The organism is Methylosinus sp. Sm6 (assembly GCF_019802345.1).
Lineage (GTDB): Bacteria > Pseudomonadota > Alphaproteobacteria > Rhizobiales > Beijerinckiaceae > Methylosinus.
The window spans coordinates 31,289-53,189 of the sequence record NZ_JAINDZ010000030.1; the positions used below are offsets into that span (position 1 = coordinate 31,289).

Below are 21,901 nucleotides of genomic sequence, written 5' to 3' on the forward strand. Positions count from 1 at the left end.
GGCTCAATCTCCTCAATCCAAGAACGTTGACATCTCGTCGCAGACAACAGCAAAAGCTTGCACGAATGCGTCGATTTGCTCGCGGGTGATAATGAGAGGCGGCTGAATGCGAATGACGGTCGAACTGTTCGCCGTGACGAAGGTCAGGATGTTGTGGTCGTTGCCGAGCTTCGTGACGAAGCGCATGCAAAACATCTCGCCGAGCGTCTCCTCCATCTTGTTCATCGCCTGGATCAAACCCTCCTGAACGGCGTCAGGAAGAAAGCGCCATGTCAGACGCCAGTCTCCGGGCAGGCGGGTGGCGAATTCCTTCGCGCTCGCGGCCACGCAGCCATGAAAATCGCTGGCGAATTGAATGGCGAGCATCAGTCCGCGGCCGCGAACCTCGGCGACGAATGGATAGTTGGCCGCGACTCTCGTCAGTTCGTTCTTGAAATAGGCTCCGAGCTCCTCGGCCCGCCCAGGCAGATTTTGTTCGATTATTCCATCGAGAGCCGCGAGTCCAGCGACGGCTGCGAAGTTGCAGCCGCCAAACGTGGACGTGTGCAGCAGGAAGCGGTCAGCTGTGGCATAAGCGGCGTCCCACACCTCTGGCTTCGAGAGCGTCGCGCCAATCGGCACAAGCCCGCCGGAAAGAGACTTCGATAAGGCCAAAATATCCGGTTCGAGCCCGTCCCATTGGCCGGCGAGCATACGGCCCGTGCGGCCCATGCCCGTCTGGATTTCGTCGACAATGAGCAGCGAGTTGAACCGCTGGCAGAGATCCTGCACGCCGGCGAGATAGCCCACTGGCGGCACGATCACGCCGCCTTCGCCCTGGATTGGCTCGACGATGAACGCGGCGACGTCGCCCTTGGCGAGTTCGCGTTCGAGCGCCTGCAGGTCGCCGAAGGGAACGCCGAAGCAATTGGGAAGCAATGGCCGAAACGCGCGCTGATGCTTGTCGCGGCCCGTCACGGAGAGGGCTCCGAGCGTCTTCCCGTGGTAGCTGTTCTCAGCGAACAGCAGTCGAGTGCGAGGATTCGCGGCCTTCGCCAGTTTGATCGCCGCCTCGATCGCTTCGGCGCCCGAATTGCTGAAGAACGCCCGTTGCAGCCCGCCGCCCGCCATCTCGCACAGACGTTCGGCGAGCAGGGCGGTGCGCTCGGGCAACGAAACATACTGAACGAAGTTCGGCTGGCCTTCCGCCAAAAATCGTCGCAACGCGTCGACGACGACAGGCGGGTTATGCCCCAGGTTGAGACAGCCGTATCCAGCCACCATGTCCAAGAAGCGACGCCCTTCCGTATCGGTCAGGACACAGCCCTCGCCCTTTGCGAACACATGGTCGCAGTGAAGCATCTGCAGGAAATTCGCCATCATCGGATTGATGTGCCGGCGGTAGCGATCGATCGTTTCGAGCCGGCTATCTCGTCCGTCCGCAGCCGGCGGCTCTGTGTCGCCAAGCGCGGCCTGCGCGCGAACGCCATTCGGCTTCAAATGAAAACGGCGAAAACTCGCGATTATGTCTTCGGCAAGACGCTCACCGTATGAGGCGAGGGGATAGGGGACGAAGCCGTGGCGCTCGGCGATGCGTCCGACTTCCATCACTTTCTCTGGAGGGAGTTCGCGCCCGATCGAGAAATGCTCGGCGCGACCGTCGAGCGCCAGAACTATCGTTTCAGCCAGACAGCCGTTGAGTTGCTGCTTGACCGACAAATTCATGGACTCCGTTCCCAGGCGGACCTCGCTGGAGCCCGTCAGACAGCCGCCGTCGATCACTAGAATATCGTCGCGGCGCTTCGAGCCTCGCTTGACGTCGCGCGGCAGGCCAACGTCGATCACGACCGAACCGGGGAGCAGACGATCGGCGTCGATCACGCCGCCGGATGAGGTCGCTGCGACGAAGAATCGATTCACCGGATAACGGTCGGCGATGTCGTCGGTCAGAGCGACCCGATAGCGCCACTCGGGAGATAGGTGCGAAAGCACGTCGTCGGGATTGGCGCCAGGCCGATGAACCAGATCGAGCGAAACGCCGGTTTCAAGCAGCATTCTAGCGATCGCAAGACAAATGGAGCCCGGAAAGCCGACCACCGCGACGCGATGCTCCTTGGGATCGAGCCGCATCAGCTCGAATACTTTGCGCAAGCCTTTGAAACCCGCGTAAGAGGTCAGCGAGTTTCCGCTCGTGACCGGGATCGAGGCCCGTTTCGCTGTTTCCAAACCGCGGCGCCCGATGATCGACGTGAAGCCGCCGAGGCCGACCAGATCGGCGCCCTTGTCAGCCATCCGCTCGACGCCCTCGACGACACGCCGAAGGATAATCTGCGGCTCGTTAAGCATCTCCTCCGCCGTCAACGGCAAATACTGGACCCAGCCGGCGCATTCGCCGCCGCCGGCCGAACGGATCGGCGCAAGCTCCATAAATGGTACAAGATTGCGGCGGCTCCACAGCTCTCTCGAATAGCCGTCATGCAGGTCCCGCGAGGTGCGCTCCATCATGTCGATCATCTTGACGTAGCGCTTCAATTCGATCGACGTCGGATGCGCGATGAAACCGAACTTCATCTGCCGAATTCCTTCGTGAGGCCGCGAACTTCGCCGGTCGCTGCGTTCAGCCGGAACCGCGGCGCCGGCTGCCTAGCCAAAGCGCCGTCGCGCTGCCAACCTTTTGCGCTCGCCAGCGAAAGCCCGTCGCCTTCGTTGTTGTGCGACAGATTGACCGTGAAAAGATTCAGCCGGCCGCGTTCAAGTAAGGCGTATTTCAGCATTTTTGCGTCGAATGCGTCGAGGGTGCGAGAGACCACCTTCAGCCCGCAGATGTTTTCTTCCCATTCTTCGGCGGCAATGTTGACGAGCCGCATTTGCCGTGACGTCCGGTTGAAGAGAACGAGCTCCTGGTAAGTGTTAATTGCCGACAGGCCGCCGTTGAAGAAGGTGAAGATGGTGATCGTCTTGTCGCCCAATGGCGCCTGCGCCAGTATGTTTTCGGCCATGCTGGGCAGAACGTCGGGAACCATTGCATGCGCGCCGTCGCCGACGAATGCGATCAGATCGGTTGGGCAAGTGTGCGCCAATGACAGTGTCGCGAGCAAAGCGTCGCCCATGAGCGCGCGTCCGTACCAGCCCGAAAATCCGCGCCTCGTGCGCGGAACGTTGCGCACGGCCGAAATGCCGCAGCGGCCGACATCGTAGACGCCGGTGTAATCGTAGCCGTCTGCAACGATGAGGCGCTCGATCAGTCGGCTGAACTGGTGAAAGAAGTAGTTTGGACTCATCGGCGCCGCCGGCAATTTGCTGATGACGTCGGACGGCGTATCGCAGAGCGTCGACATCGCGGCGATTCTCCGCTCGCGCCGGGCAGGATCAACATCGAGACTACGATCCACCGCTTGCAGGAACGCGCGGCTGTCCATTATGAGCGAATGGTCGGTAAAGGGCGAAATATGAGCCTGGTTGTGCGTCACCTGCACGATGTCGAAACTTCTGCCCAGTTTTGCCTCCGTGAAGGGCGTTGCGATCTGGGAGATTTTGCTCTTTACGAAGAAAAGGCATTGTTCGTTTGGCGGATTGATCCGCCCGTCGGTGTGCAGAAAGCGATAGACGCGTTCGCTGAAGGCGTAGACTCCCAATGTTCCCAGAAAGTTCGGGTTTCGCACGCCATTGCGGAATTTCGGAATCGATCCCGGATAAGCGAGACTGTCGGTCAGCGCGATGCCGGCGCGATCAGCGATGTCGAGGACGAGCTCCAACTCGTCGTCGTCCATTGGGCCGCATTGCCACAACACTTTGTCGGGACCGTTGTTGAGTATATCCATGACCGCCCCGAACTCGGGCGGATCGCCCTCCGCCGCCGCAAACGGGCCTGTCATGTTGTGGGCTGGCGGCAAGCGCGCCTCGATCGGGCCGCTGACGTCCATCACCGCGCGCGTCGCGAGCACCACCACCGGACCCTCGCCGGCGTCGTAAAGCGTCGCCGCAGTTTGCAGATCCTCGGCGAGGCGGTCGGGATCGTCCATGTACACGCAAGGCAAGCGCCGCGCCTTGACGACTTCTCTGCTGTCCTCGTCGGGAGTTATCGTGGCCTGAAACGCGAACCAGGAATTTAAGCGCTGTTCGGCGCACACGATGAATCCTTTTGCGCGCGCCTCGCGCAGATTCGCCAGCGTGCCCTTGAATTCGTCGATCATGCCGCTCGTCACGACGATCACAAACGGCTTGCTATAGAGCTGCCAGTTGGCCATGGCGCCGCAAGCCAGGCTATGCTCGTTTGGGCCGCGTAGGACCGCGGCGCCGACCTCTTTGCAGCAATTCTCGAGGGCGTTAATGAGGGTCGAGACCACCGAGCCCGTGTAATAGAACATTAGCCATTCGGATCCGGCGCGCTCTGAAAGAAAGGCGGCCAAATTCTCCGCCAGCGCGGATTTTGGCCGCCGCGCGGCGCCGGGCTTGACCCGCTGGTTCGCATAGCTCATCTCGAAGAAGTCCATCCACAGACACAAGAGTCTGGTCTGCAGAACGCCGCGATCCTGGGGCATGACGCATCTGATGTAGTTCATGGGGTGGTATTGTATGCGCGCGCGGCCGGGACGTTGGAATACGACAGTCGAAAAAGACGATTGAAACGCCGGAATAGAGGCGTCGCCTAGTTTCGCGTAAAAATCGGCCAGGGCGCGGTCGAAGTCGTCGATCGACATCGCGGCGAAGTCGGTATCGCTGAAATCGACGAAGGCCATGCCGACCTGAAAACCGCCTTCCGTCCGCTCCCGCAAAGCGATCAATTTGCCCGCCACACGATCCAAAGTCGACGACTGCACAACGAGCAGGGTCAGTCGATCCTTGCGGCTCGATAAGAAGCGGATCGCTTTCTCGCGCGCCTCCGAGTAGACGGGATCTTCGACGAGATCGTCCTGACCGCATGGCCATTCGGCGTCAACGAAGACGCGATGGAAGACGTCTGTCTTGATGTCGTTAATGACGTTCACGCCAGTCTGGAAAAACGACTGGCTTTTCGTAACGACGACGACGGCGATGGAGATCGAAGTTTCCACGGTCGGTTTCCAGCGTTTGTGACAAAAACGACTACGAATTGAAATTCCCGCCGGGCGCGACGCCCGGAGAGGCAAGAGTTTTGTGGCGTTCGGTCAGGCGGCGGCTTGCCGCTCGGCGCGTTCTTCGATGCGAACGACGCCAGCGTCTCCGTCGAGATAAAGAAAGTCGCCAGTTCGAATCTTCAGCGTCCCCGACCGCGTGTTAACGACTGCGGGGATGCCGAACTCCCTCGACACTATGGAGCTGTGGGACAACGGCGAACCGATGTCGGCCACAACGCCGGCGGCCAGGACAAAAAGCGGAGTCCAAGAGGCGTCCGTGAATTTGGCCACGAGGATCTCACCCTGCTGAAATTCCTCGGCCTGACGCTGCAAATCGGTGATAACGCGGGCGCGCGCGACGACGACGCCGGGGCTTGCGGCGAGTCCCACAAGGGCGTCCCCGTCATCCGCCAGCCGCGCCGCTGCGGTTGACCGTTTTGGCTTATAGCCCCCGACGATGCTCATGGGCGGCTCGTCGGCGCGCAGGTTGATTAGATGCTCGCGCCGGTTTTTCTCAATGAGCTCGCGCGAGAAGGCTTGCGCCGCGGTCTTTTGGCCCGCGACGTAATCGCGCAGCTCGTTGAAATCGAGAAACGGAAGGTCGGATAGACGCACCATGCCCTCTTCGCTCAACCGTCGCACGATCTCCAGCGTAATTTTGCGATAGAACCAGGTTTCGGCGACGAAAACGGGCCGGACGCGCTCGCGCAGGTCGGCCATTTTCGCATAGCTGGAGATCACGAAGCGCAGCTTCAGCCGCGCCTTCAGCGGAAGGGTCGAGAGCAAGCGCTCCGTATCTTCGCGCCGCTTCGCGTCGCTCTCGCGCATTTTGTCGTAAAGATCGAATTCGTTTAGCAGATACAGGCGGATGACTTTTAGCAGATAGAGAGGCTCGTCGTTCCAGCGCGCAATGCTCAAATCGAATTCCTGACGCCCGCGCGATCCGAACTGACGCAGAAACTCCGCGAACGGGCCATCCCAGAACGTCTTGCCGGAGGAGTTGATCTGCAATCGCTCGACCAGCTCGTCCGCCGAGGCGTCCAAGAAGAGATCGCGCAGCTCTTGGTGAGCCTTCACCGTGTTGGCGAGCGCGACGACGCCTTTGGTGACGTCGATTGTTCGCAGATTGTTGAGCGACGCCTTGATCCGGTTGTGCAGGCCTTCGCCTCGCCCGCCGAGCCACGTCTCGCAAAGTTCCGCTAAAGCGTCGTAAAGCGCGAAGGATTGCAGAAAGAACGGCATATAGGCCGAGCAGCTCGCCAAGAAGTTGCGGTCGATCAGTTCGAGTTCGGCGTTGAGCTCCTCAAGGCTCATTGTCGTGAGATCGAGCGCGAGAAACCTGTCGATGCGCTCTTTGCCCAACGCTTCCATGCGCTGCGCGGTTTTTTCGGCGGTCGCGACGTTGATGATTTGCTGGCGTAGCCAGTATAAGGCGCTGCGCAGATACGCAAACCCCTTCACCGGCTCGCCGTAGGGATTGCGGTAGTTGGAGAGATCGACCTCGTCGGTGGCGTATCTCTTGGTGAATTTCATGTGATCGCGGGTCGGCGGACACTGCGTCAGCATGTAGGCCGAGGCCGAAATGTTGAGATAGACGTATCCGCGGATGTAGCCCATGAAGTGCCGTGACGGCGACATATTCAACAGCCCCATAGTCTTGACCGCCGGGCCGTGAATGTTGTGCTGATAGAACCGGCAGAATGACAGACCGAACGGCGTCATCAGCCCGGTGACAATCTCTCCCGTGTCCATGCGCGAGAACATCGTATTGTCTCGCAGCGAGTTTTCCGCTTCCTCCGGGTCGGCAAAAACCGCATGGGCGGCGTGCGGGTCGCTCACGGTGATGGGCCGCGCTTGCAAAATGGCGATCTTTCCGTCCTTGATCGCCCATTCGACGTCGAGTTCCTTGTCAGCGAAGGCCGGACCGCACGACCGCCTAATGGTCATCGCGTGTCGCGCGAGCTGCGCGGCCTGATCGTCCGTCAGCGTGGCCGCATCGGCGATCATGGCCGGCGTTTTTTCCAGCGCCACGCCGCCGTCTCGGTGGCATATCGTGCGCATCGGCTTGTGGCGGACCGTACTCGCGACGGTGAAGTCCGTGCGATCCACGAGATAGCTATCGGTGACGACCTGGCTCGACACAACTCCCTCGCCGACGCCCCATGCGGCCTCGATGACAATGCGGTTGGCGTCGCCGCCGATAGGATCAGTCGTGAAGAGGACGCCGGCGGCGTCGGCGTTCACCATCTGCTGAATGACGACGGCGATGGATTTTTCCGTGTCGCCGCTCTGCGCGACCGCCTCACGCCGACGGCCGTAAACCGCCGCATGGTCGGTCCATAATGACGCCCAACAGCGCTTTATGCAGTCGATGACGGCGCGCTCGCCTTCGACATTCAGGAATGTCTTGTATTGGCCGGCAAAAGAGCTTTCCGCCGAATCTTCGCTTACAGCCGACGAGCGCACGGCGACCCGCCCGCCTCCGAGCGTTGCATAGGCGGCGGCGATTTCGTGTTGCAGGTCCTGGGGAAACGTAGCCGCCTCCAAGGCGTCTCGCAGGCGCGCCGGATCGCTGGCGATCGCCTCCCCTGTAAGGCCGACGCGTTCGACGAAGTCGTGATAGGCTCCTGTCGTAACGCAATAGGCCTTCGGCGTCGGCAGGCCAGCGCGCACGAGCGCGTTCAGCGACGCCGCTTTTCCTCCCAGCGTCAGGCGATCCCCCTCGACGGTTCCGTCGAGCGCTCGGACGTATTTCATCGTATCGGCCATTGCTATTCTCTTGCTGGAAGTTGACGAATTAAATGGCTCGCGACTCGCTAGATCGCCGTGAATTCTTCCGCGCGCGGCGCGCTTGTTGCGTGCAGCGAGACCTTCAAATGTTCGGCGGCGTCGAGTCCCGCGCCGACGGCGGATTCGAAATTGCCGACTCCATAGGTGTCCTGATTGGCGAAAACGATACGACCCCAGGGCGCCGACGCTCTGCGGAAGACGTCGCTTTTCATTTGTCCCGGACGAGGCGATACGAGCCCTTTGGGCCAAAGCCACAGGCGAATGTCCTCGACCGCTTGTGGCGAAACGCCTGCGCAGGCCAATATGTCCGAGACCTCGGCTCGCGCCGTTTCTTGAAGGTCTCGGAACGCCGCTTTGGCGAGCCGGCCCTGATTGTCGCGGCGAGATACAGGCTTAAGGAGGGTGAGCACGCCCCTTGGATGGCTTCGCGTCGGATCGAGCCAGTTCGCGGAGATGCAGCCGCCAATCCGGCACCAGCCCCAAGGGGCGACCCGGTTTTCATTTCCGCCGATGACATATGCGCCGAAGCGGTCGGCCCAGACCGGCTGCTTCAAAACGACGTTCGCGACGACATAGTCGCCGTACTCGATCTCGGCCATCGCGGCCTGCTGCGCGGAGGGAAGGTCGCAGATCGCGTCAAGCGCCGCGTGTTTCGACGCCGCCCACACGACCGCGCGCGTCTCGACCACATGCTGCTGTCCCTCGCGTTCAAAGGTCACGCGATAGCGGTCGGCGCCGCGGCTGAGCACGGATGTGACTTTCGCCCCGTTGACGCAGCGAAAGCCGTCGCGCATTTCAAGACGCTCGCGCAACCGCTCCGACACGAAGCCGTTGCCGCCCGGAAATGCGACAAGCTCGCCATACAGGTAGCCAATAAGGAAGTGGAGCCCAACGTATCCCGATACATCGTCGAGCGTCAGGCTTTCGACCTGCAGCGTCGTGACGATGGCGTCACGAATCAGATTGTCGAGGCTTTTAGGGGGACGCAGGTCTGGCGGCAGCGTGTCTTGAAGGCGAGCGTCGGACAGCAACTGCCCCAGAGTGACGCTGTCGAACTGCTCCATCTCGGCGCGGGTCCAGCCGTCGGCGGGATTCCACGGAATGGAGGGGTGGCGGCCCTGTCCGGGCGCCATGCGCGCCAGATAAGCGTTCAGATGCGCGAAGATCGGGTCGCCAAGCCGCTTTTCTGCGGCGACGTAGGCTTGGCCCGACAGCGCGGCCGCGACGAGCGATCCGGTCAGGCGGTAAACTTTGGGGTTCAGAAGAGATGCGGGATGGGAAAGAAAAGCGCGTGACACGACGCCGAGATTGCCGATCAATTCGCCGGTCTTGAAAAGAACCAGCAAATCGTCGGCCGCCGAGCGCCACAAACCCCACAGCCCGAGGTCTCTCAGGAGTTCTGCGATTCTTCCGTCGGGCGCCGGCGATTGCAGGCAGGCGCCTGCAGTAGGAAACCGCAATTCGCCATGGCGCTCGAAGCGGGCGGCGCCGCCGACATTGCGACCCTGTTCGAGCAGAGTCACATCAAATCCTTCCATGCGCCACGCGGCCGTCAGTCCCGCCAATCCGCCGCCGACGACGATCACGTCCGCGAAATTTGGCGCATTGAACGGACGGCTATTTTCAAAATGTTCGAGTTCTTGTGAAGCCGGCCTGTCAAATTCTCGCGTAAGCATCGCAATCTCCCAAGCTTCGAGGCGCGTGGCCTAGCTCGGCCGCGCCGCGGCCGCAAAATCGTGGGCGTTCAATGCAGGCTTGGTCTATCGGTTCTGCGGCGTCGACGCCGGCGTGCGCTGTCGTATATCGTCGTCTCGCGTCACCTTCGGTCGCGTTGCAGGAGCGCGCCGCTTTTGCAACTTGTCGCGTATCAGCAAAATTGCGACGATCGCGAAAGGCAGATCGATAGCAACAATCTCCGGAGTCGTTCTTGCGAGTATGGCGATGAAACAGGCGATCATCGCCAATTGACCGATCGCCGCCGCCATCACGAGGCGGTCAAAAAGATAGCTGACGCCAGAAGCGAACAGCGCCACTCCGACGACGGCGGTCATAGCGCCGCCATGGTCCGCAAGCCACCGGCTGATCGGCTCCAGGAGCGTTCCGGCATTGTTGATCGCCGCGGTGCGCAGTGTTTGCGGCACATCCTCTATGCTGGGGACGGTTTTCGCCAGTCCCGCCAGGACATAAAGCAGACCAAATATGAAACGTGCGTAGCGCATGAATTTCCACCAAATAATGTTTGCGTGCGCCATGCAAACCACAACTGAATATATAAGACGCAATTACGGTAAGCGGGCACACATAGATTGCTATGCTCAGATATTACTCTAATCCTGCTTCCTGTGGAATGGTAATACCTCAGTATCAGTGAAGTGTCAAGCGATCGCGTTGCGCATGGGGCGCCTTCAGGCGGCGTGGTCGCTGATGGCGGCGCTCGGCGGCGGCTGGACCGCGCCTGTCTTTACGCCGCCCGCATTGGAGCAGCCCTGCGCGCTATGCGAATTGGCGACGCAGGCCGCGCCGAAATCATAGAGCGAGTTCGGCGACTCGTTCGTCGCCGAATGCTGTCTGCCGCCGGGACGCTTCGACGGCTTCGCGGAACGTTGATCGTCCGTTAGCGCTCATCCGGCGCCGGTCACTCAGCAGGCTTGAAATTCCAAGGCATGAGCGCCTCGATGTCCTGGTTGGGCCATGGGTTAGCCCATCGAGATGTTCGCCGAGCCGGCCGCGTGGCGCGCGGGACCAGGGGATGAAGCTGGGTTCGGCGCAGTGATGCGGGGGCGGAAAGGCGCTGAATTGCCGTTTTCGTTGGTCGAAAACGCCGTGGGGAGCCGGAGGACGGGGCAAGGCGTCGAAGGGGATTCCGGGCGATCCGACTAGTGGCGTGATTCAGCCATTTTGAACGGGGAAGACCGGATAGAGGCTTTGAGCTTGATGCGGGCGTCGGCGGTGGTGAACTGCCAGTCCGCCTTTGCCTGATGCGTGTTTCGGTCGGCGACCCAGGCGGCCACTTCGGCGCGCAGGCTCTCGATGTCGCGGATGCGGCGCGCGAGACATTGCGAGGACAGAACGCTGAGCTTGCTCTCGGCCATATCGAGCCAGCTTCCGTGCTTGGGCGTGTGACGCCATTCGAAACGCTCGGTCAGCCGTCGGGCCTTGTCGGGCGCGAAAGCCTGATAGAGCGAGGCGGATTTGTGCGTGTTCAGATTGTCCTGCACGAGCACGATCTTCGTCGCCTGCGGAAACATCACGTCGGCGACATGCTCGAGCGCATGCGCATAATCGATCGCAGTATGGCGCTCGGTCACGATCGCTTCACGCTTGCCTTCGAGCGGCGCGAAAATCATGAAGATGCTGGCGGTTCCGTTGCGCTCATATTCATAGTCGACGCGTTGCGGCTGCCCGGGCTGCATCGGCATGGGCGGGCGTGTCTCCTTCATCAGCTGCTTGGTCGCCTCATCGAGACAGACCACCGGCAGCGACGGATCATGCGGACGCCGATAGACTTCGAGCACGTCCTCCATCGCGGCGACGAAGGCCGCGTCCGCATGCGGAGGAATGACCCACTGCTCCTTGTGATGCGGCTGCAAGATGTTTTTTTAAAACACGACCGATCGTGCTGTCGCTCGCCGCATCGACGATGGCGAGCTCGACCACTTTTCGCTCCAGCAACCGCAAGGACCAGCGCGCATAGCCTTCCGGCGGCGCCGAGCACGAGAGCGCGATCAGCTTGGCTTCCTTCTCCCCGTCGAATATGCGCGGCACGGCGGGGCGCGAGTGCTGCTTGCGCGTCAAGACCGCGTCGAAGCCTTCCTCCACCAGCTGCTTGCGCACACGGTAGACCATCGACACGCTCGTCTCCAGCTGCTCGATGATCTCGCCGTCGCTCATGCCTTCGCCGGCCTCGGACACGTCGGCCTTCAGAAGAATCCGCGCCTTCACCAAAGTCTTGGCCGAGTGCTTGCCCTTGCTCGACATGCTCTCGAGCTGCGCGCGCTCCTCGCCGCTCAGCCGCACGACATATTTCTTCTCGCCGATCTCGTCCTGCGCCATCCTTGCCTCCTCGGTCGAATCAATGCGTAAGCGAATCAGAAACTCCGACTCGGGGGAAGGAGAGGCCCCTTCAAATTGGCTGAAGCGGGGCACTAGCAATATCCCGCTCGCCGTTCACCGGGAAGGGCTCCTGGAAGCTTCGCGCACGCCGAGGAGCACGAGGGCCGTGCCGGCGAGTTGCACGGCGGTGATCGCCTCGTCGAGCAGCAGCCAGGCCATGAGCATGGTCGCGATCGGCCCCAGCGCGCCAATGATCGCCGTGTTGGCGGCGCCGATCCGCGCGATCCCTTCCGAGGTCAAGAAGCTCGGCAGGACCGTCGAGAAGATCGCGAGCGCAAAACCATAGCCATAGACCGCCGCTGGCTGCTCGAGGAGCTGGGAGGCGGGCCCGGACAGGCTGAAATGCAGCAGTGTGCCGCCCGTCGCCGCCAGCATGGCGAGCGCCGTATATCGCTTGGCGCCGAGACGTCCGATGATTTTCTGACTGCCGATCAGGTAGACCGCATAGGCTGTTGCGCTCAGCAGCACCAACAGCACGCCGTCGATCCAATCTGGCGTCGCGCCGGCCCTGGTGCGATCGTCGAGCACCACGAGCGTGAGGCCGAGATAGGCGACGCCGAACGCCAGCATGTCGTTTCGCGTGATCGGCCGGCCGAAGGCCAGGGCGGATAGCAGGACGACGATCAGCGGATAAGTGTAGAGAACCAGCCGCTCCAGATCCACGGAGATCCGGACAAGAGCAGCGAAATCGAGGAGACTTGCGGCGTAATAGCCAACGAGACCAAAGGCGGCTATGCCGAGGATATCCCGCGCCGACAGGCGCGCGCCACTGCGGCTCAGATAGGCCGCGACAGCGAGATACACGGGCATTGCGAAGAGCATGCGCAACGAGAGCAAAGCTTCCGGCGTCAGTGGATAGGCGTAGGCGAGTTTGACGAGAACCGCCTTGGTCGAGAACAAAACCGCGCCGAGCGCCGCCAGCGTGAGACCGAAATTGCGATCTGTTCCCAGACTTGCCTCAGTCATGGCTTTTCACGCCCCTTCCGACACGTCGCCAAGATTTCGATTGCGCCGGCGCTCGACGGCGGCAACGGGCGCTACGGAGCCGCTAAACCGAAAAATCGGACGCTTCGGGATTGCTGCCCCGACGGCCAAAAAGCTGGCCTGCGAGGGGCTCAGCCGTAAATTGGGCGACGTGGGCGCTCATGTGCAACTCTGCCTGAGCAAAGTGGCTGCGTCCAGGCTCTCGAGTCGCCTCGGCCTCAATGACAAACCGAAAAGATTGGATTGTTTTTCGCCTATGCCGACGATCCTGAGACCGCCTCGGGTTCGGCGAGCTGGATGGCGGGCCTGATGGGCCGCAAGGGCGGCAAAACCCGATCGCCCATTTGCATGCTCTCGCGACTGGCCGATATCAATGATCGTCGAGGCCCAGGATGGAGACCTTGGCCGTCGTGATCTCGGTCGGCCACAGGACCTCCGTGAGGCCGGTCGCGGCGGCGACGCGCTGCCCCTTCGGCGTCGAGAAGGTGATGACGCCGCCGCCGACCGCGCCGCCGATCTTCTGGCCCCAGAGCCTGCGGCCCGTGTCCGCGTCGAGCGCGTAGAAATTGCCGCCCATGTCGCCGAAGAAGACGACGCCGCCCGCCGTCGGCGCCACGCCGCTCTGCACGGGATAATTGGTCTTGGCGCGCCAGCGCCAGCGACCGCTGTCCGCGTCGACCGCTTGGAGCCAGCCCGCCCATTGGAACACCGGATCGGCTCGGCCCCACATGTTGAAGGGATTTATTGAATCCTCCCCGGACCACGGCGTGAATTTCGCCTCGCCCTCGATCTCCTTTTCGGGCTCGATGCGGACGGTCGTGCACCATTGCACCTCGCCGACCATCACGAGATTGTTCTGCGGGTCATAGGCTGGTCCGTTCCATTCGGCGCCGCCGACCGAGCCGGGGCAGAAATGCACGCTCTTGTCCGCCGAGAAGGGAACGTCGGCGTTCTCGATCTTCGTCATCGGCACGCGATAGAGCCGCTCCTTCGTCTCGAGATCGAAGCCGTAGAGATGGCCGTCCTTGGGCGCGACCAGCATCATGCGGCGGCCAGCTGCGGTGGTGACGAGCGCTGGCGCGGCGGAGACATCCCAATCGTGCCAGTCCTTGGGGACGATCTTGAAATGCTCGCGATAGGCGCCTGTCCTCGCGTCGAGCACAATCACTGAATTGGAGTAGAGATTGTCGCCGCCCCGTAGCATCACGTCGAAATCGGGCGCCGGATTGCCACCCGGCACATAGAGCAGCCCGCTTTGCGGATCGAGCGTATAGGACGTCCAGGTCGCGCCGCCCGAGATCGGCGCGTCGGCGGCCATTTTCCAGCTCGAGGCGTCGAGCGGCGTCTCGCCCTGCGGGCCGCGGGTCGGATCGCGGGGCTGCCTGGGAACGAGATAGAACTCCCAGACGATCCGTCCGGTCGCCGCATCGAGCGCATACATGCGGCCTTTCACGCCTTTGAAGTCGCCGCCGGCGTTGCCGATGAAGACGAGGCCGTTCCAGGCGATCGGCGCCGCGGGCGCGCTCTCGCTCTTCTTCGGATCGGCGATGGCGGTTTCCCACAAGCGTTCGCCGGTCTTGAAATCATAAGCGAGCACGCGCCCGTCCTGCGTTCCGCGAAACACGCGTCCGTCGAGATAAGCGACGCCGCGGTTCACGTCCTGCGGCGTCGCCGGCGCATAGCTCTCGTGCTTTCGCCAGTTCTCGCGGCAGGTGAGCGGGTCGATGGAGAAAGTGTCATATTGCGTGGTGAACAGCAGCGCTCCGTCCACCATCACGAGCCCCGAGTTGAAGCCCGTGTATTGCCCCGTGTCATAGGTGCAGAGAACGCGCAGCCGGCCCGCATTGTCGCGGTCGATCTCCGTCAGGGAGGAGAAGCGGTCGGAGGTCAGCGTCTTGTTGTAGCTCGGCCAGAGGCCGTCGTCCGGCGGCGGCGAGCGGACCGGGTCCCCTGCATTCGCGGCGTCGAAGCCGTCTGCGGTCTCGACCGTCAGCTCGCCCTTCGGCGCGTCGAGATAGCGCCAATAATTGATTCCCATCGCCGCGATCGGAACGAAGGCGTTCCAATTCGCATAGATCGCCCCTGCGGCCGCGACGCCGACGGCCGCGGCGACGCCGAGCGTGACAACCAGCGCTTTTCTCATGAGCCGTCTCCTCTCGCACAGCTGTGCTCGGTTCCTTCCGCGTCCTCGGTCAGATCCAGCGTCACCGCCCCTCCCGGCGCGCGGGCGCGCTCGCGCCATTCCGGGCGGCTCAGCGTCTTCTCCACGTCGCGCTTGCCGTCGATCCAATTGCGCTCCATCGTGCAGCGAGAAAACTCGAAATCCTTCGCGGGGCCTTCGCCCGGCGCGGGGCGATGGATCAAATGCACGATCGTCGTCGTGTTCTCATGCGCGGCCTCGTTCAGAATGCGCCAGTCCGGGTCCTCGCGCAGCTCCTTCGGCGCTTTGGGGCCGAGCCGGGCGATGGCGGCGCTCAGCGCGTGCAGGCGACACATCAAGTCGGTGTTCATGCGGGTGCGCGAGGAATAGCGAATGTCCTTCTCGCGGCTGGCGACCTCGAGCAATGTCTGCGGCAGCTCGCCGCGCGCGCTGAAGAGATCGAGCTGGAACACCAGCATGTCCCGTCGCGGCCGCTCGTAGTCGAGCACATATTGCAGCGGCGTGTTCGAGACGAGGCCGCCGTCCCAATAGCGCTCGCCCTCGATCTCGATCATTGGAAGGCCCGGCGGCAGCGCGCCGCTGGCCATCACATGCTCGGGGCCGATCCGCTCGCGCGCCGTGTCGAAATAATGAAAATTGCCGGTCTTCACATTGACCGCGCCGATGCTGTAGCGGGTCGCGCCGGAGTTGAGGAGGTCGAAATCGACGAGCGACAGCAGCGTCTCGCGCAAGGGCGCCGTGTCGTAGACGCTCAACCTCTCCGGCGCGTGGCGGAAGCCGGGAAGCGCCGGCGGCAGGCGTGGACGAAAGAATCCCGGCGCGCCGCAAGCGGCGGTGATCGCTGCGCTGGTTTCGTCGAAGAGCTGGAGGACCAGCTCCTCGTCATTGACCGGCGCCGCGGTGATCAGGCTGGAAGTCTCGCGCCAGAATTTCGTCAGCTGCTCCACCCGGCGCTCGGGTGGATTGCCGCAGATGATCGCGCCATTTACCGCGCCGATCGAGATGGCGGCCACCCAGTCGATCTTTTGGCCGGCGGCGAGCAGCGCCTCATAGGCGCCCGCCTGATAAGAACCGAGCGCGCCGCCGCCCTGGAGCACGAGCGCCGAGAGCTCATCGCCGCTTGCGCTCATGTCGCCTCCCTGATCCGCGCGGCTTCGCAAGCGCCATAGGCCGTCATTGCGAGGAGCGCAGCGACGAAGGAATCGAGGAGTCGCCGCGCGGCGCTGGATCGCTTCGCTTCGTTCGCGATGACGGCTCTGGCGACCCTCGATTTCTCCAAGCCAACACGCGGGCGTGGTTTCGTGTGCTCCGCTGATGCAGAGTGAAAGAGCAAAATCATCGAGGCGATTGCTCTATTGCTTCGAGATGCGCGCATTCGCCGCCATCCCGGGCTCGAGCGCATGACGCGGATCTCGCGCCGTCATGTCGACGATCGCCTCCGCCCCCTCTCGCAGCGGCTCGATCTTCGTCACCGTTCCGTCGAAGGATTGGCCGGGAAGGGCGTCGACCGTGATGACGACCTTGTCGCCGATAACGATCCGGCCGCTCTGGGCGGCGCCGATTCTCGCCGCGATGCGCACCGAATCGGGCGCGACGACAAACAGTGGCGTCTTCGCCTTCGCCGCGACCTCGCGGCCCGGCTCGACATTGCGCGAGCGGATCGTTCCCTCGATCGGCGAGACGATGCGCGTCGCGGCGAGCTCCGCCTCGGCGCGCGCGACCCCGGCGCTTGCGCGTTCGACGCGCCTTTCGCGCGTCTCGACCGATCGACGCAGGCGCGCGACGCCGCTGCTCCGCGTCGCGCCCTGCGCGCGCTCCAGAGCGTCGCGCGCCGCGCCTCGCCTCGCCTGGTCGCCATCGAGCCGGGCCTGCGCCGCCTGCAGCTCTCGCGTCTTGCGATCCACCGCCGCCCGGAAAGGTCGCGGATCGATCTCCGCGCAGAGCCGCCCCGCCTCGACATGCATGCCGGCGTCGCATCGAACGGACGACACGACTCCCGCCACGCGCGCGCCGACCTCCCGCGTCTCCCTCGGAGCGACGACGCCCTCTATGCGCAGAGCGCTTTCGGCCGCCATGCTGTCGAGGTCCATCTTCGCCATCATGCGATCGGGCATCACATTGTGCGCAAGATGGGACATGATCCACAAGGACCCGCCGACGACGAGCGTCACGATCAGAACGCCGAATGCGAGGGCGAGCGCATTATTGGTGTTGTCCGGCGCCGTGGTGAGGTGGAGGAAGAAGACGAGATGCACGCCGATCTGCGCGATCGCCAATGAGACCAGCGCCATGACGATCCCGGGTCCCCAGATCAAATCCGTCCGGACGATGAAGAATGCCGCCGCGGTGAGCGCGGCGGCGAGCACGAAGCCGGCGCTGTAGCTGAAGAGGCCGTCACGCAGGCTGCGGCCGGGGGCGTCCATAAAGCCGGGCGCCACGTCTTCCGCAGCGCGCCCTTCGAAATCGCTCATCGGCCCTCTCCGATCAGATAGACGACGGTGAAGATCGCGACCCAGATGATGTCGAGCACGTGCCAGTAGAGATTGAAGCAGATCAGCCGATAGATCACCGGCTCGAATCCCTTGACGAAGAGCTGCGCCATCATCGTGCCGAGCCAGAGCAGGCCGACGGAGACATGGGCGCCGTGCAGGCCGACGAGCGCGAAGAAGGAGGAGAGGAATGCGCTGCGCTCGGGCCCCGCGCCGCTCGCGATCATTGCGGCGAATTCCTGCGCCTCGAGCGAGAGGAAGGCGAGGCCGAGGAGGCCCGTCACGAGCAGCGCCGCCTGCGTCCAGACATGATTGCGCGCATCCGTCGCCAACGCCGACAGGCCGCAGGTGAAGCTCGAGGCGAGGAGGCAGGCAGTCTCGATCGCGACCCGCGTCGGATTGAACAAATCGCGTCCGGTCGGCCCTCCGTCGGTCGCCGTCTGCAACACCGCATGCGCCGCGAAAAAGGCAGAGAACATTACAATGTCGCTGAGCAGAAAGATCCAGAAGCCGAAGGCGACGACGACGCGTTTCGACGCCGGTCCCGCCTCGCCATGGCCGGTCGCGAGTCCGTCGGCCCGGCCGAGCCTGTAGGGGGCGGCATGTCGCTCGAGCGCGGGCGCTTCGATCGTCGTCGTCATGCCGATTCCCCCGCGTCGGAATGCCGCGCGAGCCGATCGGCTCGCCTCTTGCGGTGGATTTGGTCGATGCGCGCCACCTCTTCCGCCGGTATCTCCTCCTCGGAAACGTCGCGCCATGCGTACCACACGAACACGGCATAGGCGGCGACGAGGCCGAGGATCGCCAACCACCAGATGTGCCACACCATGGCGAAGCCGGTGATCGTCGCGAAGAAGCCGGTCACGAAGCCAGTCGCCGTGTTTCTCGGCATCGGGATCGCTTCATAGCCGCTCTCGTTCTGCCGGCTCGCGATCACGCGCCGCTCGATCTCCCAATAGGGCTCCTCGCCCGCCACATTCGGCGTCACGGCGAAGTTGAATTGCGGCGGCGGGGACGAGGTCGCCCATTCGAGCGAGCGGCCGTTCCAGGGATCGCCGGTCTCGTCCCGCAGCAGGTCGCGACGGCGGATGCTGACGACAAGCTGGATCACCTGGCAGATCATGGCGGCTCCGAAGAGGACGACGCCGATCATCGCCGCCAGCACCCAGGGGCGCCACATCTCCATGTCGTAATGCTGCATGCGCCGCGGCATGCCGAGCAGGCCGAGCATGTAGAGCGGAACGAAGACGGCGTAGAAGGCGGCGAGCGTGAGCCAGAAGGCGGCGACTCCCCAGCCCTCCTGCAGGCGAAAGCCAAAAGCTTTCGGGAACCAATAGGCGATGCCGGCGAAGACGCCGAACACCACGCCGCCGATGATGGTGTTGTGGAAATGGGCGACGAGGAAGAGGCTGTTGTGCAGCAGGAAATCGGCCGGCGGAACGGCGAGGAGCACGCCCGTCATGCCGCCGATGACGAAGGTCACGATGAAGCCGAGCGACCATAGCATCGGCGTCTCGAACCGGATGCGTCCGCCATACATGGTGAACAGCCAATTGAAGACTTTGACGCCGGTGACGACCGCAATCACCGAGGTGGCGATGCCGAAGGCCGCATTGACCGTGCCGCCCGCGCCCATGGTGAAGAAATGATGCAGCCAGACCAGAAAGGAGATGATGCAGATGCCGAGCGTCGCGGCCACCATCGACCGATAGCCGAACAGAGGCTTTCCGGAAAAGGTCGAGATGACCTCCGAAAAAACGCCGAAGGCGGGCAGCACGAGGATGTAGACCTCGGGATGGCCCCAGGCCCAGATCAGATTGATGAACATCATCATATTGCCGCCGCCGGCAGTGGTGAAGAAATGAAAGCCGAGATAGCGGTCGAGCGTGAGCATGAGGAGCGTCGCCGTCAGAATCGGGAAAGCGGCGACGATGAGCAGGCTGGATGCGAGCGCGGTCCAGCAGAACATGGGCATTCTGAGATAGCCCATGCCGGGAGCGCGCATCTTGAGAATGGTGGTGACGAAATTGATGCCCGTCACCAGCGTGCCGACGCCGGAGATGAGCAGCGCCCAGAGATAATAGTCGACGCCGACGTCGGGCGAGAATTGCAGCTCGGAGAGCGGCGGATACGGCAGCCATCCGGCGCGCGAGAACACGCCGACGACGAGCGAGATATTGACCAATAGCGCGCCCGTGGCGGTGAGCCAGAAGCCCGTCGAGTTCCAGGTCGGAAAGGCCACGTCGCGCATGCCGAGCTGCAGGGGAATTACGAAATTCATGAGGCCGAGCGTCAGCGGCATGGCGCCGAAGAAGATCATGATGGTTCCGTGCGAGCTGAAAATCTGATCGAAATGCTCAGGGGGAAGGTACCCCTCCGCACGGAAGGCGACGGCTTGCTGCGAGCGCATCAATATGGCGTCGGCGAAGCCGCGCAGCATCATGACGAGGCCGAGCGCGATATACATCACGCCGATGCGCTTGTGATCGACGCTGGTGATCCACTCGCGCCAGAGGTATGGGAGATGGCCGGCGAGCACGACCCATGCCGCGACCGCGACGCAAAGAGCGATGACGACGGCGCCCGCGATCAATGGTAGCGGCGAGTTCCAGGGGAGCGCGTCCCACGACAGATTGCCGAAGAGGTTCATCGCATCGCCTCCGGGCACGGGACGACAGGGCCGGCGCTCTCGCTCGCTTTCTGCAGGGAAAGCTCTCCTCTCACGATCTCGGAGAACAAGGACGGAGCGACCGAGCGGAAGGCGAAAGCACGCACATTGCGGCTCTCGGGCTGGAGCGCGGCATAGCCCGCGCGATCGAGATCGCAAGCGCTCTTGCGCGCCTCATCGACCCAGGATGCGAAATCCTCCTTCGACTTGACGCGCACGGAAAAGCCCATGCCGGCGAAGCCGTCGCCGCTGAACTGAGTCGAGAGACCCCAGAGATCGCCGATGTGATCCGCCTTCAAATGGAGCTGCGTCACCATTCCGGGCATGGTGGCGATCATGCCGCCGAGCTGCGGCACGAAGAACGAGTTCATCACCGTGGCGGAAGTGAGCGAGAAATGAACCGGGACCTCGACCGGCAGGACGAGCGCGTTGACGGTCGCGACCGACTGCTCCGGATAGATGAAGAGCCATTTCCAATCGAGCGAGACCACCTGCACCTCGAGCGGCTCATTGGCGGAGGCGATCGGCCGGAAGGGATCGAGGCGATGTGAGCCGACCCAGATGAGCCCGCTGAGAAAGATGATGATGAGCAGCGGATAGCCCCAATTGACGAGCTCGAGCCGCCCGGAGAACACCCAGTCGGGAAGATAGCGGGCCTTTCGATTGGATGCGCGGAACCACCAGGCGCAGACGAGCGCGCCCAAAATGGTCGGCGCGACGATGATCAGCATTGTTCCGAAGGCGTTGACGAGAATCTTGCTTTCCTCGGCGCCGATCTGTCCCTTGGGGTCGAGCACCCCACCGGAGCAGCCCGCGAGCAGCAACATCGAAGCGTTTGGCAGAAGCGTCGCGACGCTTCTGGAACTCGGCGTGAAACGGCGCCGCGCAAAATGACTCGGCTGCATCGAGACAGTCTCTCTCAGTCGACACGAAAAAAGGCGTGACGTGAACTTTGCTGGTCATCGACGAGCAACGCGACTGCAAAACTATCTTGCGAAGGATAGGTTCCGGCGCGTCGCGGCGTGCGAAAGGACCGTAGAGGCGGCGAGATGACGGAGCGGACCGGATCGAGCTTTATCCAAACCGCAGTCATATTTCGGCGTGACGCACCCCTATCGGCGTGGATTCGACAAGAATATTCAGGAGCAATCAACGGCTTGGCTCTGTGACCCCTTGCCGATTAGCATTCTTTCTTTGAAGTCAATTCTGATCGATCGAACGATTCCGTTCGAGGAAGCGGCAGGCAGCCCCATTGGACAAAATGACTTGTTCATCGCCGCACATGCAATCGCCTTGGGCCTCCTGCTCGTCACGAACAATATGGGGGAGTTCAGCCGTGTCAGAAGCCTGAAGCTGGAGAATTGGCTCGGCTGACCGGCTTGCGTTCGGCTGATTAAATACACCGCACCGATTTTCGTGCGCAATCGACGTAGCATCGGCGCCAGCGTCAACGACACGATTGCGGAGATCACGATGGTCACCGAGAACGTGACTGATGATTCCGACGGAAGGCGCCCCCCTAAAACGAGATGAAGGCGCCCCCCTAACGGAATGATGGCGCCCCCCGATTACGAGATGATCGCGCCCCCCTGTAACGGAATGATCCCGCCCGGGTGATTTC

Annotated in this window: 14 protein-coding genes and 1 pseudogene; 2 read left to right on the plus strand and 13 right to left on the minus strand. The window is 62.6% G+C overall.

The annotated features are described in order from the left end of the window. Positions 1-12: 12 nt before the first annotated feature. The 5 genes from K3F48_RS17945 to K3F48_RS17965 form a co-directional block, all read right to left on the minus strand. The gene (locus tag K3F48_RS17945; RefSeq protein WP_222576804.1) at positions 13-2,550 is read right to left on the minus strand and encodes an aminotransferase class III-fold pyridoxal phosphate-dependent enzyme; all 2,538 of its coding nucleotides are present in this window, start codon (positions 2,548-2,550) and stop codon (positions 13-15) included. Then, positions 2,547-5,033, minus strand: a complete 2,487-nt coding sequence (locus tag K3F48_RS17950; RefSeq protein WP_222576805.1) for a hypothetical protein — start codon at positions 5,031-5,033, stop codon at positions 2,547-2,549. The genes K3F48_RS17945 and K3F48_RS17950 overlap by 4 nt, the downstream gene beginning before the upstream one ends. Before the next feature lie 93 nt (positions 5,034-5,126). Continuing rightward, the gene (locus K3F48_RS17955) at positions 5,127-7,844 is read right to left on the minus strand and encodes a PEP/pyruvate-binding domain-containing protein (protein ID WP_222576806.1); all 2,718 of its coding nucleotides are present in this window, start codon (positions 7,842-7,844) and stop codon (positions 5,127-5,129) included. Positions 7,845-7,891: 47 nt separating this feature from the next. Further along, the gene (locus K3F48_RS17960; RefSeq protein WP_222576807.1) at positions 7,892-9,541 is read right to left on the minus strand and encodes an FAD-dependent oxidoreductase; all 1,650 of its coding nucleotides are present in this window, start codon (positions 9,539-9,541) and stop codon (positions 7,892-7,894) included. 84 nt (positions 9,542-9,625) lie between these two features. After that, positions 9,626-10,117 carry a DUF6041 domain-containing protein gene (locus K3F48_RS17965; RefSeq protein ID WP_222576808.1) on the minus strand — a complete coding sequence of 164 codons (492 nt, stop codon included), beginning with the start codon at positions 10,115-10,117 and terminating at the stop codon, positions 9,626-9,628. Between the two features lie 142 nt (positions 10,118-10,259). Between K3F48_RS17965 and K3F48_RS17970 the strand changes: the two genes are divergently transcribed. Continuing rightward, positions 10,260-10,397: a hypothetical protein gene (locus K3F48_RS17970; RefSeq protein ID WP_222576809.1), complete on the plus strand. Its 138-nt coding sequence runs from the start codon at positions 10,260-10,262 to the stop codon at positions 10,395-10,397. A 344-nt stretch (positions 10,398-10,741) separates the two neighbouring features. Here the strand turns inward: K3F48_RS17970 and K3F48_RS17975 are convergent. The 8 genes from K3F48_RS17975 to cyoA form a co-directional block, all read right to left on the minus strand. Further along, positions 10,742-11,918, minus strand: a protein-coding gene (locus K3F48_RS17975; RefSeq protein ID WP_222576810.1) for an IS630 family transposase whose coding sequence is annotated in 2 segments (ribosomal slippage) — positions 10,742-11,456 and positions 11,455-11,918 — 1,179 coding nt in all. Because the reading frame shifts where the segments join, the coding sequence is not laid out codon by codon here. Between the two features lie 114 nt (positions 11,919-12,032). Beyond that, complete coding sequence (locus K3F48_RS17980) at positions 12,033-12,944, minus strand: DMT family transporter (protein ID WP_222576811.1); 912 nt, start codon at positions 12,942-12,944, stop codon at positions 12,033-12,035. A gap of 388 nt (positions 12,945-13,332) precedes the next feature. Next, positions 13,333-15,105, minus strand: coding sequence for a PQQ-binding-like beta-propeller repeat protein (locus K3F48_RS17985; protein ID WP_222576812.1), 1,773 nt, complete (start codon positions 15,103-15,105; stop codon positions 13,333-13,335). Next, complete coding sequence (locus K3F48_RS17990) at positions 15,102-16,253, minus strand: patatin-like phospholipase family protein (protein WP_222576813.1); 1,152 nt, start codon at positions 16,251-16,253, stop codon at positions 15,102-15,104. Before K3F48_RS17990 ends, K3F48_RS17985 begins: the two co-directional genes overlap by 4 nt. Before the next feature lie 222 nt (positions 16,254-16,475). Continuing rightward, positions 16,476-17,594 carry a cytochrome o ubiquinol oxidase subunit IV gene (gene cyoD, locus K3F48_RS25010; protein WP_222576814.1) on the minus strand — a complete coding sequence of 373 codons (1,119 nt, stop codon included), beginning with the start codon at positions 17,592-17,594 and terminating at the stop codon, positions 16,476-16,478. After that, positions 17,591-18,253, minus strand: a complete 663-nt coding sequence (locus K3F48_RS18000; RefSeq protein ID WP_222576815.1) for a cytochrome (ubi)quinol oxidase subunit III — start codon at positions 18,251-18,253, stop codon at positions 17,591-17,593. The genes cyoD and K3F48_RS18000 overlap by 4 nt, the downstream gene beginning before the upstream one ends. Next, positions 18,250-20,262 (minus strand): cbb3-type cytochrome c oxidase subunit I, encoded by a 2,013-nt coding sequence (locus tag K3F48_RS18005; RefSeq protein ID WP_222576816.1) that lies wholly within the window; start codon positions 20,260-20,262, stop codon positions 18,250-18,252. The genes K3F48_RS18000 and K3F48_RS18005 overlap by 4 nt, the downstream gene beginning before the upstream one ends. Further along, positions 20,259-21,107: a ubiquinol oxidase subunit II gene (gene cyoA / locus K3F48_RS18010; protein WP_255609310.1), complete on the minus strand. Its 849-nt coding sequence runs from the start codon at positions 21,105-21,107 to the stop codon at positions 20,259-20,261. Before cyoA ends, K3F48_RS18005 begins: the two co-directional genes overlap by 4 nt. A 406-nt stretch (positions 21,108-21,513) precedes the next feature. Between cyoA and K3F48_RS18015 the strand changes: the two are divergent. Then, positions 21,514-21,654 (plus strand): annotated as a pseudogene (locus K3F48_RS18015) (type II toxin-antitoxin system VapC family toxin); the annotation flags it as partial. Between the last annotated feature and the right edge of the window lie 247 nt (positions 21,655-21,901).